At 71.4% G+C, this 18,173-nt stretch carries 9 protein-coding genes; 6 read left to right on the forward strand and 3 right to left on the reverse strand.

The genetic code is table 11. The features are described 5' to 3' along the window. Positions 1-16 precede the first annotated feature (16 nt). Positions 17-2,062, forward strand: coding sequence for an oxygenase MpaB family protein (locus tag HUW46_RS37760; RefSeq protein WP_254125297.1), 2,046 nt, complete (start codon positions 17-19; stop codon positions 2,060-2,062). A gap of 16 nt (positions 2,063-2,078) precedes the next feature. Here the strand turns inward: HUW46_RS37760 and HUW46_RS37765 are convergent, their stop codons facing one another. Then, positions 2,079-3,071: an LLM class F420-dependent oxidoreductase gene (locus HUW46_RS37765; RefSeq protein ID WP_215543491.1), complete on the reverse strand. Its 993-nt coding sequence runs from the start codon at positions 3,069-3,071 to the stop codon at positions 2,079-2,081. A gap of 182 nt (positions 3,072-3,253) precedes the next feature. On the opposite strand from HUW46_RS37765, the gene HUW46_RS37770 reads away from it, so the two are divergent. The 5 genes from HUW46_RS37770 to HUW46_RS37790 all read left to right on the forward strand — a co-directional run bounded on the left by HUW46_RS37770 (position 3,254) and on the right by HUW46_RS37790 (position 12,993). Further along, entirely contained in the window at positions 3,254-3,964 is a 711-nt protein-coding gene (locus tag HUW46_RS37770; RefSeq protein ID WP_215543492.1) for a LuxR C-terminal-related transcriptional regulator, read from the forward strand. Positions 3,965-4,062: 98 nt separating this feature from the next. Beyond that, on the forward strand, positions 4,063-5,439 hold the full coding sequence (locus HUW46_RS37775) for an FAD-binding oxidoreductase (RefSeq protein ID WP_254125299.1): 1,377 nt from the start codon (positions 4,063-4,065) through the stop codon (positions 5,437-5,439). A gap of 5 nt (positions 5,440-5,444) precedes the next feature. After that, positions 5,445-6,794, forward strand: a complete 1,350-nt coding sequence (locus HUW46_RS37780) for a cytochrome P450 (RefSeq protein WP_215543493.1) — start codon at positions 5,445-5,447, stop codon at positions 6,792-6,794. Beyond that, positions 6,791-12,541 carry a type I polyketide synthase gene (locus HUW46_RS37785; RefSeq protein WP_215543494.1) on the forward strand — a complete coding sequence of 1,917 codons (5,751 nt, stop codon included), beginning with the start codon at positions 6,791-6,793 and terminating at the stop codon, positions 12,539-12,541. The genes HUW46_RS37780 and HUW46_RS37785 overlap by 4 nt, the downstream gene beginning before the upstream one ends. Continuing rightward, a complete protein-coding gene (locus HUW46_RS37790; RefSeq protein ID WP_215543495.1) occupies positions 12,538-12,993 on the forward strand; it encodes an acyl-CoA thioesterase in 456 nt (151 codons plus the stop codon). The genes HUW46_RS37785 and HUW46_RS37790 overlap by 4 nt, the downstream gene beginning before the upstream one ends. A 337-nt stretch (positions 12,994-13,330) precedes the next feature. On the opposite strand, the gene HUW46_RS37795 is transcribed toward HUW46_RS37790, so the two are convergent. Further along, entirely contained in the window at positions 13,331-16,810 is a 3,480-nt protein-coding gene (locus HUW46_RS37795; protein ID WP_215543496.1) for a tetratricopeptide repeat protein, read from the reverse strand. Continuing rightward, positions 16,797-18,170: a hypothetical protein gene (locus HUW46_RS37800; protein WP_215543497.1), complete on the reverse strand. Its 1,374-nt coding sequence runs from the start codon at positions 18,168-18,170 to the stop codon at positions 16,797-16,799. Before HUW46_RS37800 ends, HUW46_RS37795 begins: the two co-directional genes overlap by 14 nt. Between the last annotated feature and the right edge of the window lie 3 nt (positions 18,171-18,173).

Here is an 18,173-nt window from a genome sequence, read left to right on the forward strand (position 1 = left end):
CGCCACAGGAGGTGTCATGAACATACCGGGAGCGTCGGCAAGCGGTTTCGACAGTCGGCTGCAGGTGCCGGAGGCTCCGGGAAAGGCGCTGGCCCCTTCGGTGCGCACCGGGTTGTTCGCGCCGCTGTTGCTGATCTGCGGTGGGCTGTTCCTCGTGCTGTACCTCGGAAGCGGCGCGACGAACGTGTGGTTCGCGTGGACGACGGCGAATCCGCTCACCGCCGCGACGATGGGCGCCGGTTTCGGTGGCGCCTTCGTGCTGTTCCTGCTGGCCGCGCTGGAACCGGGCTGGGTGAACGCGCGGCTCGCCGCCATCGCCCCGCTCCTCCTGGCCGGTGGCAGCCTGGCCGTCACGGAACTGCACGTCGGCGTGCTGAACCAGGCGCGCGCGGTCACCGTACTCGGGTTCTCCTTCAGCGTGCCCGTCGCGGACGTGTGGCTGCTCGTCACCGGGGGCACGGTGCTGCTCGCGGTGCTGACACTGCCCGCTCAGCTCGCCCGCCGGGTGGACAACGAGCTCGACAGCCGGAGGCGTACCGCGCCGATGCCGGTGTGGGCGCGCCTCATCGCCGGGGTCGAGGGGATCGCGCTGGTCGTCACCGGAGTGGTGTTCTTCGCCCAGCCCGAGCGGTTCGCGTCGTGGTGGCCATGGCCGGTGACCGTGCTCGATCTGCGCGAGCTGTGCGTGCTGCTGGTCACGGTCGGCGTGGTGCTGCTGCAGGCCACTGTGGACGGTGATCTGCGCAGGACCGCGGCCGGTCTGGTCGCGCTGGTGGCGTTCGGGGTGCTGGTGCTCGTCGGCGTGCTCGTCTACGCGGACGCCCCGCGCTGGGATTCGTCGTCGGCGTGGGTCTTCCTCGCGGCCGCGGTGGTCCTGCTCGGCACCGGCGCCGTCGGCCTGGTGCTGCTGGGACTGTTGCGGGTGGTGCTCCCGGTCCTGGTCGCGGTGACCGGAGCCGATCCCGATGAACCGCCGACGGTCGGTCGCGTGTTGCGGCTCTCGCGCGGTGCTCGCTCGACGATCGTGCCGCACACCGACGGCGGGTTTTTCGGCCCCGGCTCGGTGACGTGGCGGGTGTGGACGTATCCGACCTCGCTCACCTTGGGCTTCCAGCGCGCGATCGTGGTCGAGGAACTCGATCCCGCGCTGATCGCCGCCGTCGACGCGACCAAGGCGATCCGCACCCGTCCGCGCACCCGTTACGACCGCACGCTGCGGTACTTCGCGATGGTCGCCTTCGCCGGTACCCGCGAAACCCTGAAGGCCGCCGACGTCCTGGTCAAGGTCCACTCGATCGGGATCGGCATCGAGCCGGGCAGCGGAAAACCCTACGACGCCAACGATCCCGAGTCCCAGCTGTGGATCCACCTGACCGCATGGCATTCGATCCTGTACGCCTACGAGAAGTACGGGCCAGGCAAGCTGAGCCCGGCCGACGAGGCCAGGTACTGGGCCGACTGCGTCGCCGCGGCCGAACTGCAGACCTGCGACCCCGCCGACGTCCCCCGCGACCGCGAGGGTGTGCGGGCGTACTTCGAGCGGATGCGGCCGCAGCTCGTCGGCTCCGCGGCGGCACGCTCCACAATGGACCATCTACTGCACGCCGAGGTGATGCTGCCACCGCTGCCCCCGGTGCTCTGGCCGGGCGCGCTGGTCATCACCACCGCACTGCGCATCGCTTCTATCGCGTCGATGCCGCGCTGGATGCGCGAGCTGGCCGGGATCCGCCAGAGCCGCCTGCTGGACGCGCTGATCGTGCCCGTCATGCGGATCTCCTTCCGCCTGACCAGGATCAGCCGCTGGTTCCAGCTGGGCGCACTGCACCTGCTGTCGCCGTCGACCACCTCCGTGGTGGCCCCGGTCCTGTTCGACATCCCCGCCACGAACCCCGGCACGCTCACCCCCGCCGCCGCGCGGGACCAGCACGGCTACCCGAAGCCCGCCGAAGCGCACCTGGACCTGCGCGCCAAACAGCGCCAGCGCGTGTTCGCCGACCACCGGGCACCCAGCGACGTCGGGTTGGTCGAATCCGAACAGATCCTGGGCACCCGCGCGCCCTGACCGCGGCACCGAGAGTCTATTTCGCGCCCATCGCCGGGACGACATGCTTTGCGAAGAGATCGATGCTGGAGCGGTCGTATGCGGCTTCGGGGAAGTTGAAGATCGCGTAGGTCATGCCGAGCGTTTCCAGCTTGGCCAGTCGCTCCGCGACCTGCTCGGGTGTGCCGATGCCCACCCCGGTGGTGAAGATCGAGTACGCGCGCTCGGCAGCTTCCGGGGACGCGTGCCTCGCGTAGTGGTCTTTGAGCCAGGCCAGCTTGTCCTGGACCTCTTTCTCGGTCTCGGCGATGACGCCGTTGTGGTTGGCCGAGCGCACGATCGCGCCGAAGTCCGTGCCGACGTCCTTGCAGTGCCCGGCCAGGATCTCCGACTTCCGGGTGAATGTGTCGATGTCGGCGGCGAAGTTGGTGTACTTCGCGAACCGCGCGGCGATCCGCAGGGTCTTCTTCTCACCGCCACCGGCGATCCATAAGGGGATCCCGCCGTCCTGCAGCGGTAGCGGGCGCAGGATCGCGCCGTCGGTGCGGTAGTGCTCGCCATCCACTGTGGACTTTCCGGTGGTCCACAGGTCCCGCATGATCCGGACGCCTTCGTCGAGCCGGGCGAGCCGCTCGCCGGCGCTCGGGAAGCCGTAGCCGTAAGCCCGCCACTCGTGCTCGTACCAGCCGGCGCCGATCCCCATCTCGACGCGCCCGCCGGAGATGATGTCGGCGGTCGTGGCGACCTTCGCCAGGTACGCCGGGTTGCGGTAGCCGACGCAGGTGCACATCTGCCCGAGCCGGATGGTCTCGGTGGCCGCGGCGAAGGCCGACATCAGTGACCACGCCTCGTGGGTGGCTTCCTCGGTCGGCTCCGGCACCGTGTGGAAGTGGTCGTAGACCCAGATCGATTCGAAGGGCCCGGCCTCCGCGTGCTTCGCGATGCCGAGCATGGTTTTCCAGTGGTCCGCGGGGTCGATGCCGGTCAGGTCCAGCCGCCACCCCTGCGGGACGAAGAGTCCGAAGCGCATGACCCTCAACCTAGCCCGCGGACTCCGCCATGCGGCGCGTTTGCCGGGATTTCCATCCGGACGAACTCCAGCTGCTCCAGACTCAGCTCACGTCGAACCTTCGAACTGGTGTTCGAAGTTCGATAGGGTGTGGCGCGTGCCCCGAAGGGCCTGCCGACGTGCTGGGGGAAGAGGGCTGAGCCATGATCCGCGTACTGCTGTGCCACGAGCAACCGTTGGTGCGCACCGGGTTGCGCACCGTGTTGACGAACGAACCCGATCTCCGGCTGATCGGGGACTACGACGCCGGGGACGCCGCCGCGGGGGCGATTCCCGGGCTGGCGCCCGACGTGCTGCTGGCCAGCCTCGCCTGCCTCGGCTACGGAACGGGCAGGCTGGTCGACGCGGCGTCGCGGAACCCGGTGCCGGTGATCGTGCTGGCGGGCGCGGGGGAAAAGGAATGCGTGGAACGGGCGCTGCGGACCGGCGCGCGCGGGTTCATCCTCGACGACGATCCGGTGGAGCAGATCGCCTACGCCATCCGCTCGGTCGCCGCCGGGCACGCGCTGCTCTCGCCGGAGGTGACCAGCGGGGTGATCGCCGGGTACACCGGGCGTGCGCCGAGGACCGAGCGGCCGGACCTGCACGAGTTGCTGAGCCCGCGGGAGCTCGACGTGCTGCGCCTGCTCGCGACGGGCGAGCCGGTGGCGCGGATCGCGAAGGAGCTGTTCGTCGCGGAGGTGACCGTGCGTTCGCACATCCACCACCTGTTGCGGAAACTCGGCCTGACCCGGTCGTTCCAGGCCGTCGCGCTGGCCTACCACACCGGACTGGTGGACCCGCTGTCCACAGTTGTTGAACCCGCGCCCGCGCTGGTCAACGGGAGTGGAGCGGATTCAACGGCACATCGATGACGGGCGGGGTCCCGGCTCGTTAGCGTCGGATCCGGTGGCGGGGACGGGATTTCGCGCGCTGCCGCCGAATTCGCCGAGACCGAGACCAGGGAGGGTCCGTGCCCACGTCCACGAACTCCGCCGCCATGGCGGAGCACCGGCAGGCCGTCGAGGCGCTGCGGCAGAGCTACCGCGCGCTGCCGGGGGACGCGCCGGTCCGCTTGGTCAAGAAGACCTCGAACCTGTTCCGCCCCCGCCGCGCACCGGACCGCGCGTCCGGCCTCGACGTGCGGCACTTCGACAAGGTGCTGCACATCGACCCGGACGCGCGCACGGCCGAAGTGCAGGGGATGACGACGTTCGAGGACCTCGCCGACGCGACACTCGCGCACGGCCTGCTCCCGCCGGTGGTACTCGACTTCAAGAAGATCACCTTGGGCGGGGGCGTGGTCGGCACCGGCGCGGAGTCCTCGTCGTTCCGCTCGGGCCTGCCGCACGACCAGGTGCGGGAGATGGAGATCCTCACCGGGGACGGCAGGGTAGTGGTGGCCACGAAGGACAACGAGCACGCTGACCTGTTCCGCGGTTTCCCGCACTCCTACGGATCGCTCGGGTACGCGCTCCGGTTGAAGATCGACCTGGAACCGGCGAAACCGTTCGTGCGGCTGCGGCACGTGCGGATGGACTCGATCGAAAGCTGGATCTCCGCGCTGCGGCGGATCGCCGAAGACCTCGCGTGGGACGGCGAACCGGTGGACTTCGTCGACGGTGTCTACTTCGGACCGGAAGCGGTCTACCTCGTGCTCGCCGATTTCACCGACCGCGCCCCGTACCGGTCGGACTACACCGGCGGCGTCTACTACCGGTCGATCCGGCGGCGCGGCGAGGACTTCCTGTCCACAAGGGACTACCTGTGGCGCTGGGACACCGACATGTACTGGACCTCGCGGCTGTTCGGCCTGGAGAACCCCGTGCTGCGGCGGTTGTGGCCGAGCCGCGCCCGCAACGCGGACGTGCTGCGCCGGATCCAGATGTTCGACCGCCGGTTCGGCCTCACCAGCCGGGTGCGGCGCGCGGTCGGCCGCCCGTTCGAATGGGTGCTGCAGGACGCCGACCTGCCCGCGGAGTCGGTGGGGGAGTTCATGGCGTTCTTCGACGCCGAGATCGGCATCAAACCGGTCTGGCTGTGCCCGATGCGGCTGCGCGAGCCGATTTCGCTCTACCCCATGGAACCGGGGAAGCTGTATGTCAGCCTCGGGTTCTGGTGGCTCGTGCCGACCAGCCCCGACCGCCCCGCCGACCACCTGAACCGGTTGATCGAGCGCAAGATCGTCGAACTCGGCGGGCACAAGCCGTTGTACTCCACCGCGCACTACGGCGAGGACGAGTTCTGGCGGCAGTACGGCGGTGACGGGGCCTACTGGTCGTTGAAGGACGCCTACGACGCCGGTCGCAGGCTGCCGGATCTGTACGACAAGTGCGTGCTGGCCAGGTGAGGCGCATGACCACCACTGAGCGTGCACCGGGTCCCGCGCTGCCGTTCGGCATCCGCCGGTTCCGCGACCAGGCCGCGCATCTCATGCTGCGGATGGCGCGGGAGCACGGCGACGTGACGCGGTTCCGGGTCGGCCCGGAGCTGATGCACCAGGTCGCCGGGCCGGAGGCGATCCGGGAAGTGTTGCACGACAACGAGAACTACCGCAGGGGGCGCGTCTACGAAGGCTTCGAACTGTTCTTCGGCAAGGGCCTGCTCACCACCGACGGCGAACAGTGGCGGACCCTGCGGCGCACCGGGCAGCCGATGTTCCGCGCGAATTTCCTGCACCCCAACGCCCCGGTCATCACCGCCGCCGTCGACGGCCTGATGCGCCGCTGGGAAGGGCTCGCCGCGCGCGGTGCGCCGGTCGACATCGTCCCCGAGGTGATGCGGCTGGCCTTCGACGTGGTCACCAGGGTGCTGTGCGACCACGACCTGAGCCACCGCGCGGACGAGGTGATCCCGGCGATCGTGCACGTGCTCTCCGCGATGTTCCCCGGCAGCGCCGAGCAGCTGCTGCCCGCATGGCTGCCGGGACGGCACCGGCGCAGGCTGCGCGCCACCCAGGCGGTGCTCGACGCGGCGGTGGGCGAGCTGCTCGCCGAGCACCACCGCGGCGCGCTGCCCGCGGACCGCATGGTGGGCAGGCTCGTCGCCGCCATCGACCGGAACGGGAACGGGTTGACCCGCGGCCAGATCCTCGACGAGCTGAAGACCCACCTGCTGGCCGGGCACGAGACCACCGGGTGCGGGCTGGCGTGGACGCTCCACGAGATCGCCGCGCACCCCGAGGTGGGCGACCGGCTCCGCGCCGAAGTGACCGCGGTGCTGTCCGGGCGCGACGCGCGCGAACTCACCACCTCGGATCTCGCCGCGCTGCCCTACCTGCGGCAGGTGGTCGCCGAATCGCTGCGGTTGCACCCGCCGATCCCGATGTTCCCCCGGCAGCCGATCCGGGACGTGCGCGTCGGCGGGTACCGGATTCCCGCGCGCAGCACGGTTTTCGTCTCCCCGCTCACCGTGCACCACGATCCTCGGCACTGGCCGGACCCGGAGGCCTTCGACCCCGGCCGGTTCGATCCGGACGGGCCGGGGCCCGCCCGCTACACCTACTTCCCGTTCGGCGGCGGCCAGCGGCGGTGCATCGGCGCCCCGCTCGCCGAGCTCGAAATCCAGCTCGCGGTCGCGATGATCACCACGCGGTTCCGGCTCCGGCCACGGCAGGGGCACCCGGTCGACCCGCATTCGCTGATCTCGCTGCGGCCGCGATCCGGGTTGCCGATGACGATCTCCGACACCGTGGGGGCACGATGACCGACCGAAAACCAGGCAGGATCGCCGTCGTCGGCATGGCCTGCCGGTATCCCGACGCCGCTTCACCTGACGAACTCTGGCAGAACGTCCTGGCAGGCAGGCGGGCGTTCCGGTTGCTGCCGGACGGGCGCACCCCGCTGGCCGACTACTACTCCCCGGACCGCGACGCGCCGGACCGGTTCTACTCGCCCTACGCGGCATTGCTCGAAGGCTACGAGTTCGACCGGGTCGGCTACCGGATCGCCGGGAGTACCTACCGGTCCACCGACCTGACGCACTGGCTCGCACTGGACATGGCCGCCCGCGCGCTCGCCGACGCCGGTTTTCCTGACGGTGACGGCCTTCCGCGCGAGAACACCGCCGTGATCGTCGGCAACACGCTCACCGGCGAGTTCAGCAGGGCGAGCCTGCTGCGCCTGCGCTGGCCGTACGTCCGGCGCACCGTGGTGAGGGCGCTGCGCGAATCGTCCCTTGTGGACACCGGAGTGGACGAGTTCCTCGACGGCCTGGAATCGGCTTACAAGGCGCCCTTCCCGCCGGTGGGCGCGGACACGCTCGCCGGCGGGCTCGCCAACACCATCGCGGGGCGCATCTGCAACTACTTCGACCTCGGTGGCGGCGGGTACACAGTGGACGGTGCGTGCTCGTCGTCGCTGCTGTCGGTGGCGCACGCCTGCACCGCGCTCACCGCCGGCGACGCGGAGGTCGCCGTCGCCGGCGGCGTCGACCTGTCCATCGACCCGTTCGAGCTGGTCGGCTTCGCCAAGACCGGGGCGCTGGCCGCGGGCGAGATGCGCGTCTACGACCGCCGCTCCGCCGGGTTCTGGCCTGGTGAGGGCTGCGGAATGCTGGTGCTCACCACCGAGGAGGCGGCGCTGGCGCGCGGGCAGCGGGTCTACGCGCTGATCGCGGGCTGGGGCGTGTCCTCCGACGGCAGCGGCGGTATCACCAGGCCGGAGGTCGCCGGACAGCGCCTCGCGATGGAACGCGCCTACGCCAGGGCCAGGTTCGGTGCGGGCACCGTCGGCTATCTCGAAGGCCACGGGACCGGGACCGCGGTCGGCGACACCACGGAGATCGGCGCGATCACGGCGACCCGCACCGCGGCCGACCCGGCGGCGCCGCGCGCGGTGCTCGGCACCGTCAAGGCGAACATCGGGCACACCAAGGCGGCCGCGGGCGCGGCGGGGCTGATCAAGGCGGTGCTCGCGGTGCACCGGCGGACGATCCCGCCGACCACGGGCTGTCTCGATCCGCATCCCGCGCTGGCCGAGCCCGGCTGCGCGGTGCGGGTGACCGACCGGCCGGAGGACTGGCCAGCGGACCGCCCGGTGCGGGCGGGCGTGTCCTCCATGGGGTTCGGCGGGATCAACGCGCACATCGTCATCGAGGACGCCGGTGCGGGTGACACCCGTGCGGACCCGAGGGCGACCGCGCTCGCTCGGTCCACACAGGACGCCGAGCTGCTGCTGTTCGACGCGGAAACCGTCGCCGAACTGCGGGCCGAGGTTTCGGCGGCCGTCGCCGTGGTGCGCGAGCTGTCTTACGCCAACCTCGCCGATCTCGCCGCGCGGTTGCACGACGAACTGACCGGTGCGCCGGTGCGGGGCGCGGTGGTGGCGGCGAACCCGCGCCAGGCGGCCCGCGCGCTCACCGAACTCGCCGAACGGATCGACGCCGGTGCCGTGCGCGTCGTCGACGACGGGATGTTTCTCGGAGAATCGTCGGTACCACCACGGATCGTTTTCGCCTTTCCCGGGCAGGGTTCGGGGCCGACGGGCGGCAGCGCGCTGCGCCGCCGGTTCGCCGAGGCCGACCGCTTCCACGCCGCGCTGGACCTGCCCGTCATGGCGGATGCCGGGGTGTCCACCGCCGCCGCGCAGCCCCGCATCGCCGCCGATTCGGCGGCGGCGCTCCGGGTGCTCACGTCGCTCGGCGTCGATGCCGACCGGGCCGTCGGGCACAGCCTCGGCGAGCTGACCGCGCTGCACTGGGCCGGGGTGCTGGACGCGGCGGCGCTGGTCAGGATCGCGGCCGAACGCGGCAGGCTGATGACCGAGGCGAGCCACGGGGAGGGCGCGATGATCAGCGTCGCCGCCGCCCCGGAGGAGGCGAAGGCGTTGTGCCACCACGATTCCGTGGTGATCGCCGGGCTGAACGCGCCACGGCAGACCGTGCTCGCCGGGCCCGCCGCCGCGATCGGGGACGTCCTCGCCGAGGCGGAGCGGCGTGGCGTCCGGGCCACGCGCTTGCCGGTGTCCCACGCCTTCCACTCGCCGCAGGTGGCGCCTGCGGCACGGTTGTTCACCGATTTCCTGTCCGGTGAACCGCTTCGCGCCCCGCGGCGGCGGGTGATCTCGACGGTGTCCGCGGCGCCGCTGACCGCGGACACCGATCTGCGCGACCTGCTGGGACGGCAGGTGAGTTCGCCGGTGCGGTTCGCCGAGGCGATCGAACTGGCCGCCGGCGGGGCGGATCTGATCGTCGAAGTGGGGCCGGGGCGCGTGCTGTCCGGGCTGGCGCGGGAGACAGTGCCGGTTCCGGTGGTTTCGACCGACGCGGGCGGTGCGTCGATGGCGGGTACGCTCCGCGCGGCCGCCGCGGCTTACGTGCTCGGCGCGCCCGTCCGGCTCGGCGTGCTCTTCGAAGGACGCTACGCGAAACCGCTGCCGGAGCACGTCAGCCTGCTGGAAAACCCCTGCGAAACCGGGGCTCCCGACCGCGAGCCCGTCGCGCTCGACGAGCCGGAGGTAGCCGCGCCGCGGGCGGAACCGGTGCCGCGCAACGGAAATCCGGTGGCGGGCACCGTGGAGCTGATCCGCGGCCTCGCCGCCGAGCGTGCCGAGCTGCCGGTCGACGCCGTCGACGCGGACAGCGCGCTGCTGGACGAACTGCACCTGAGTTCGATCACGGTCGGCCAGATCGTGCACGACGCCGTCCGTGCGCGCGGGCTCCCCGCTCCGGCCGCGCCGCTGAACTTCGCCACCGCGACCGTGCGGGAAATCGCGCAGGCGCTGGAAGATCTCGCCGAGACGGGCGTCGATGCCGAGCCGTCACCGGCGTCCGCCGCCGGGGTGGCGCCGTGGGTGCGGCCCTTCACCGTCGAGCTGGAACCGGCTGTCCGCGAGGCGGTGGCCGTGGCCAAAGTGGACGGTGCGTGGGAACTGCACGCGCCGCCGGATCACCCGGTCGCGGGGTCATTGCACCGCGTGGTGGCGGGTTCGGGCAGCGGCGTCATGGTCTGCCTCCCCGAACACGGCGGGGAAGACCTCAGCGAAGTCCTCGCCGCCGCGAAGACGGCGCTGGCCGAGCAGCCGAAGGGCACGTTCCTCCTGGTGCACCACGGATCGGCGGCGGGCGCCGTGGCGATGGCGAAGAGCCTCGCGCTGGAGGCGCCCGCGTTGACCGTGCTGGTGGTCGAGGTCCCACCGGTGCCGGAGGCGGCGGGCTGGATCGCCGCCGACGTGGCGAGCGCGTCCGAGGGCTACACCGAACTGCGGTACGACAGTACGGGCGCGCGAACCAAGCCGGTGCTGCGCGTGCTGGACCTCCCCGAGGCTCCGTCGGAGTTCCCGTTGGATGCTGGCGATGTCTTGCTGGTGACCGGTGGCGGCAAGGGCATTACCGCCGAGTGCGCACTTGACCTCGCCGTCCGGAGCGGGGCGAGCGTCGGCCTGCTCGGCAGGTCCGATCCGGAGCGGGACACCGAACTGGCGGAGAACCTGCGCCGGTTCACCGCGGCCGGGGTGCCGTTCCGCTACCTGCGGGCGGACGTCGCCGACGGTGCCGGGGTGCGGTCGGCGGTGGCCGAACTGCGCACCGCGTTCGGGCAGGTCACCGCCGTGCTGCACGGCGCGGGCCGGAACTCGCCGCGCGCACTGTCCGATGTGGACGATGTCGAGCTGGCTCGCACGATGGCGCCGAAGGTATCGGGCCTGCGCGAAGTGCTGGACGCGGTCGGCGCCGCGGAGCTGCGGCTGCTGGTCACCTTCGGCAGCATCATCGGCAGGGCGGGCCTGGCAGGGGAAGCGCACTACGCCGCGGCGAACGCGGCACTGAGCGCGGCCACCGAGGAGTTCGCCCGCGAGCATCCCGGCTGCCGGTGCCGCGCGGTGGAATGGAGCGTCTGGTCCGGCGTCGGCATGGGCGAGCGGCTCGGCGTGGTGGAATCGTTGCGGCACAACGGGATCACTCCGGTCTCCGCGGACGAGGGGCTGGCGCTGCTGCGCCGCCTGCTCGCGGCCGAGCGGGCGGCGGTGACCGTCGTGGTCGCCGGGCGCCTCGGCGCGTTGCCGACCGTGGAGGTCGGCGGGCGGGAGCTGCCGCTGCGGCGGTTCGCCGACCGGGTGCTCGTCGACTACCCCGGGGTCGAACTGGTCACTGAGGCCGAGCTGTCCGTCGCGGCCGACCCCTACCTGCTCGACCACGAACTCGACGGCGCGCTGCTCTTCCCCGCGGTGCTCGGGATGGAGGCGATGGCGCAGCTCGCCTGCGCGGTGACCGGACAGACCCGGCCGCCCTGGTTCACCGAGGTGGAGTTCAGCCGTCCGATCGTCGCGCCGCACCGAGGGCAGGTCACCGTGCGCACGGCCGCACTGGTCACCGGGCCGGGAGTGGTGGAGGTGGTGCTGCGCAGCGCCGAAACCGGGTTCCAGGTCGACCACTTCCGGGCGACCTGCCGGTTCACCGCACCCGATGATGTTTCTCCCGAGGACGCCGCCGGGCTGCCGTTGCTCGCGCTGGACCCGTCAGGGGAGCTGTACGGGCGCACCCTTTTCCAGGGCGGGCGGTTCCAGCGGCTGCGCGGCTATCGGCGCGTCGGCGCGACCTACGCCACCGCCGAACTGTCCGATGTGGATGAGGAAACCTGGTTCGGCAGGCACCTCCCCGCCGGGCTCGTGCTCGGTTCGCCCGGTGTGCGCGACGCGGTCATGCAGGCGATCCAGTGCTGCCGTCCGGACCAGACGCTGTTGCCGGTCGGGATCGAGCGGCTGCGGCCCGGCCCGCTCGGCTCCGGATCGGACCGGCCGCTGGTGCTCACCGGGGCCGAGCGGCTGCGGACCGCGGCGGAAGTGGTCTGGGACATCACCGTGTCCGACGCCGACGGCCGGGTCGTGGAAGCGTGGCGGGGGCTGCGGTTGCGCGTGGTGCGCACCGGCGAGCCGTGGCCGCTCCCGGTGCCGCTGCTCGGGCCGTACCTGGAGCGGCACGTCGAGGAACGGACCGGCGTTTCGCCCAGGATCGCGCTGGAGCCGCATCCCGAGGACTCTGACCGTCCTCAATGGACTTCGTCGGCGGTCGGCCGCCTGCTCGGCGCGCCCGTCGTCGTGTCCCACCGGGCAGACGGGAAACCGGAAACCCCTGGCGGGGAACGGATATCGCTGGCACATGGGGCTGGGATGACGATGGCGGCGCTGGACGCGACGTGCGATGTCGAGCCGGTCGTCCGGCGGGACGCGGCGGTGTGGCGCGGCCTCCTCGGCGAGTACCGCTACGAGGTGGCGCTGCGGCTGGCCCGCGAACTCGGCGAGGACCTCTCGGTGGCCGCGAGCCGGGTGTGGTGCGCCGCGGAATGCGCGCAGAAGGCCGGGCACGGCCCGGAGGAAGCGTTCGTGATCGCGGAGTCGTCCGTCGCGGGCTGGGCGTGGTTCACCGCGGGAACGGCCAGGATCGGTACCTGCTCGGCCACCGTTTCGCCGTCCGGCGACGCCGTGGTGCTCGCGGTGCGAGTGGCCGGTGCGCGATGAACCGGTACTTCGAATGGCGGCACGTGGTGTCGTTCGAGGACACGAACCTGGTCGGCAACGCCTACTTCGCGCGGTACGTGAGCTGGCAGGGCAGCTGCCGGGAAATGTTCCTGCACACCGTGTACCCCGGAATCGTCGACGAACTGCGGGACGGGCTGAAGATCTTCACGCTCGGCGTCGAATGCGAGTACCTGAACGAACTCACCGCGTTCGACGAGATCGCGCTCCGGCTCGGCCTGGAAAAGCTGACGCAGACGCAGATCGCGTTCGCCTTCGACTACGTGCGGCTCTCCGGGGGAGCGGAGGAACTGATCGCGCGCGGCCGCCAGCAGGTCGCCTGCATGCGCGTGGAAGACGGCGCGCCGGTACCGGTACGGGTACCCGGCCCGCTGCGAACGGCACTGGAACGGCTGCAGGCCGCGCCACCCGGCACCGTGCTCACCCCTACGTGACCGTCGTGAGCGCGTTCCCTTGCCCCGAAGGTGACCTTCGGGGCGCTGGATTCCCCGAAGGTCACAGTGATGTCGGGTGTGCGGCGATGTCGGGGGCGCGGTGCGGTGGTCGGCGGCGGAGGTCCTCCGTTGGTCCCCGAAGGCCACCTTCGGGGACCGTAGCGCCACTTTCTCGGCCCTCGCTCACGTGCGGGCAGGGCTGCGCATGCCCCGAAGGTGGCGGCAGGCTGCCGCGAGGGCCGAGAAAGTGACGCTCAACGCCCCAAGAGGAGCCTTCGGAGACACCGCGGCCCGACCTCTGTAGGAGCATCTTTCGCGGTACCGAGCGGCATCGCCCCTAAGCCTGCGGTTCCGCGTCGAGGGCTTCGGTGATCCTGGCGACGAATTCGCGCGCCTTCTGCCGGTCGGCCACGTCGTGTTCGGCGGCGGTGCGGAGGTTGTCGAGCCCGACTTGGGCGATGCCGCGCCGTCGCGGCGGCGCCAGCCGGTCCAGTTCGGTGACCACCGCGGCCAGCGCGTCCTCGGCCGCGGCGAAGTCGCCCCGGCCGAGGTGCGCCAGCACGAGGTCGAGCAGGATTCCCGGCCGCAGGTCCGGTTCGTCGACGGCCCGGCGCAGGCAGTCAACGGCCTCCGCGTGGCGCCCCATCCGGTACAGGCACCAGCCGCGCAGGCCGTTGCGGTCGGGATCGTGCGCGGAGACGTCCGTGAGCATCTTGGCCACGTACCGGTAGTGGGCGTGCGCGGTTTCCTCGTCGTCGGTCAGGTAGCAGGCGTTGGCGAATCCCTTGCGCGGCCAAGGATCGTCCTCGGGGGACAAGCGCATCGCCTGCGCATAGGCCTCTTTGGACTTCGCCTGGTCGGTGTGCTCGCCGTGCTGCAGGGCCCAGCCGAGCGCGAGGTACGCCGAGACATCGTGGCCGGGCAGGCGCACCGCCTCGGACGCTGCCGCTGCCGCATCGGCCCACCGGCCCATTTCCAGGAAGACCTCCGCCCGCGCGGTCAACGTCGTGGCGTCCGGCGGGAGGCGGTCGAGGGTGGCGAGTGCCGCGTCGAACTCGTCGTTGCGCGCTTGGGCGTACGCGAGGTTCAGCACCAGAGTGTTGTCGCCAGGAGCGAGGCTCAGGCCTTGCGCATACGCCGACACGGCTTCCGCGTAACGGCCCGTGCCGCTGAGGGTGTCGCCGAGGAGCCGGTGGACCTCCGGATTCCCGGGCGCCCGCCACAGCAGTTCGTCGAGCACGGTGAGCGCGAGCCGGACATCGCCCGCCGCGGTGAGCGCCTGCGCGTACTCGCTCAGGAGGCTGACGTCGCCCGTCGTCCGCCCCACGGCGTCCGCCAGTGCTTCGACCGATTCGTCGTACCGCTTGGCCGACAGCAGGAGCAGCCGGAGCTGGCGGTGGGCGTCCGCGTTGACCGGATCGTGCCGCAACGCGGCCCGGAGATCGGCCTCGGCGGCCTCGGGCGAGCCGCGGTCCGCGTGCACGGCGCCGCGAACGGTCAGCGCGAGCACGTTCTCCGGGTCTTCGGCCAGCGCGGCGTCGGCGTCGGTGAGCGCGCCCGCCAGATCGTCCGTGAGCCGTTTCGCTTCGGCCGACAGCGCGCGGATGTCGGCCGCGTCCTCGCCGAGATCGTGCGCGCGGTCGAGATCGGCGACCGCACCGGCCGCGTCCCCGAGCGCCAGCCGCGTCTCACCCCGGCACGCGTACGCGGTGGCGAGATCGCTCGTGGGCACGGCGTCCGTGGTGACCGCGTAGAGCGCGAGGGCCTGGTCGAACTCCGCGAGGGCGTCCTCGTTGTCTTCCTGCTGCCGCAGCGCTTGCCCGAGGTCGACGTGCAGCGAAGGGCTGTCGGGAACCGCCGTCACGGCCTGCCGCAGGTGCGCGAGCGACTGGTCGAGATCGGTCTTCGTGCCGTTTTCCGCGTAGTTCAGCAGATGCGCCTGCCCGAGCTGGCCGTGCACCCACGCCGGGTCGAGCCCCAGCTCCACCGAGCGCCGCAGCTCGGTGATCGCCTCGTCGCGGCGGCCGAGTTCGAGCAGCACCTCGCCGCGGGTACCGACCGCGTAGGCGTAATCGGGCAGCAGCTCCAGGGCCCGGTCCAGTTCGGCCAGCGCTTCGTCGAGTTTTCCTTGGCGGCGCAGGATTTCCGCGTGCAGCGCGCGAGCGTCCGCGGCCTGGCCGTCGAGTGCGATCGCCGCCACGACCACGCGCTCGGCGTCGCCGATCGTGTCCGGGCCATTGGCGCTGAGCAGGACGTTGACCAGCCCGGTCCGAGCGGACGCGTCCTCCGGAGCGAGTCGGATGGCGGTTTCGAACGCGTCGCGTGCTTCGGCCCACCGCGCGAGGCCGGTCAATGCTTCGCCCCGTTTCGGCCACACCCAGCCGAGACCGGGATCGAGGGTGAGCGCGAGCGCGAACTCGGTGTCGGCTTCGGCGTAATCCTCCTTACGGCTCAGCAGTTCGCCGAGCAGCGCGTGGCCTTCCGCCTGATCGGGTTCGAACGACAGCGCCGCGCGGATGTCCGCTTCCGCCTCGGCGAGTCGTTCGAGGTCCATCTTGGTCCGCCCGCGGAGGATGAGCGTCCACGCGTCGTCGGGCGCGAGGTCCAGTGCCTGGTCCAGCAGATCGAGCGCGGTGTCGAAGTGCTTCGTGTGCGCGAGCGCGGCACCCAGGTTCGCGAGGACGGCGGGCTGGCCAGGCATGATCTGGTCGGCGCGGCTCAGCGCCGCGATCGCGGTGACCGCGTCACCCGCGTCGAGTGCGGCGACCCCGCGCAGGTAGTGGGTGCGCGGATCCTCCGGGGCGAGGTCGGCGAGCTGGGTGATGATCGGCTCCGCGTCGGCGGAACGGCCCTGGTTCACCAGCAGCTGCGCGCGCAGTGTCAGTCCTTCCGGCTCGTCCGGTTCGACCGCCAGTACCGCGTCGGTCAGTTCGCCCGCTTCGGTGAACGCGCCGAGCTGGGCGAACAGTTCCGCGGCCGACAGGCGCTGCGCGGTCGTGGCCGTGCTTTCCCGCACGGTGTGCAGCTGCGCCAACGCCTGCGCCGTGTTCCCGGAGTCGGCGTGCGCCGACGCGAGCGCCAACGCCACGTCGGTGGTGAGCGCGGGCGCGAGTTCGCGGGCCCGCTCCGCGGCCGCGGCCGACTCCTCCGGGCGACCCGCGGTGAGCAGGGTGTTCGCCGCGTCGAGCCATCCGCGCGCGACGTCGAGCGGTGCGCCACCGTTGGCTTCGGCGAGTTCGGCGCGCGCCACCCGTGCCCGCCAGTCGTAGGGCGCGCGTTCGAGCACCAGGTCGAACGCGCGGAGCGCGTCGAACGGCCTCCCGATGTCGCGCAGGACCTCGGCGAGCGTGCGCCGGACGTCCGGGGTGTCCTCGCCGAGGTCGATCGCGGTCTCCAGCCGTGGCCTCGCTTCGTCGGGGGCGCCCGATTTCGCCAGTGCGATGCCGAGATCGGCGGCTAGGTCACCGCGCTCTTCGACGACCTCGCCCGCCCGTGCGAACTCCTCGATCGCCTCCTGGAACCGGTCCTGGCCGGACCCGGCCAGTCCCAGCAGGGTCGAGGCGGCCCCGGCCAGCGCGTGCAGGAGGTGCTCTTTCGGGTTGGGCAGGAGCAGCTTCCGTTCGATCTCGGCCAGCAACTCGCCCGCGGCCGCCGCGGCTTCGGCCACCCGGCCCTCGCGGAGATCGGCCCGCGCCAGGTTGAGCTGCTTCTGGACGTCGGTGGTGCGCATCGGCGGCGGCAACGGGCGCGCCAGGTGCTTGTTCGTCGCCCACTCGCCCGCGTACGGGTCGGGCACGGCGGGCTTACGCTTGACCACGGCGGCCTCCTCGAGGGGTGCGGCGGTTCGACACGGCCCGCCAGATGGTCTTCACGTTGTCGGTCACGCGTTTCGCCCACGGCCCGTCACCGGGGTTCTCCAGCCAGGTCGCCCACGCGGCGTTGAGCAGGACCAGCGCGCTCAGACCGGTCGGCGGCCGGTAGCCGGTGACGGCGGGCTCGCCGAGCTCACCGCGGATCTCGGTCACCTGCGCCCAGTGGGCCGCTTTGAACGGTGTCACCTCGTCTTCGGCCAGTTCCGCGCAGACGGCCGAGGCGAAGGGCCGCACCGCGTCCAGCGCCAGCTCCGGGTCCGCGTCGTCGTTGAGGCGCACCAGCGCCTCCTGCCAGTACTCCTTGGCCTTGTCGACGACGTCGCCGAAACCGGCGGCGGTCTGGGCGATCTGTTCGAGCACGCACAGGATCACCGCGGCGCGGTAGTGCTCGGACCGGTGGTCCGGCTGGAACTTCAGCAGCGTCGTCGCGCAGCCGTAGGCCGGTCCGATCGTGTAGGCCGCATAGGCGTCCGCGAACAGCGCTGGCGCGTCTTCTGCGTTCTCCCCGAGCAGTGCGGCGAACCGGTCGTCGACCCCGTAGCGCTCCACATAGGACTTGCCGATCTCCGCGCCGACTAGGGGGATGTTCCAGATCGTCCAGTCCGGGAAGCCGAGCCGCACCAGCTCGGTGAACGCGCTGGAGAACGTTTGCCTCCGCGCGGGAAGGGCGAGCAGTTTGGGATTTCCGGGGATCTCGCGCAGCACCGCGTCCGTGATCGCGCAGACCTCGTCGTCGAGCGCGTGGTCGCGCAGGGTCAGCCCGCCGAGGAAGTCGACGTAGTCGGCGAACAGTTCCTTGCACCCGTTGTCGAGGAGCTTTTCGTACCGCTTCCACACCTTGGCCGGTTCGAGCGCGCCGGTTTCGAGCTGGTCCTTCAGCTCCTTGACCCGATCGGCTTCCGCGCGGCAGCGCTTGACCAGGCTCCTTGTCATGTCCGGATCGACCTTGACGAGGAGGTGGATGTTGTCTTCGAGTTCTTCTTTCGCCCTGGTGAGTGCGTAGAACGCGTCGGGGAGCAGTTTCTCGAGTTCTTCGGCTTCGTCCGCGAGGCCGTGTTCCTCGATCCGGCTGAGCAGTTCGTAGTCGTTGCGGATCGAATCCATGATCATGCCGAACAGGTGCTGCGCCCTCGACAGCCTCCGTGACAGGGACTGGCTGTCGTAGGTGCCGATCAGGCCTTGGAGCTTGCTCAGGCTCTCGCTGCGCCGCCCAGCCGCGGCCGCCACGCGCTGCACCTTCGCGAGATCCTGGCCCAGTGCCACCAGGCGCATTTCGAGCAGTTCCTGCTGCTCCGGATGAGTCATCGA

This window comes from Amycolatopsis sp. CA-230715 (assembly GCF_018736145.1).
In the GTDB taxonomy this organism is placed as follows: Bacteria; Actinomycetota; Actinomycetes; order Mycobacteriales; family Pseudonocardiaceae; genus Amycolatopsis.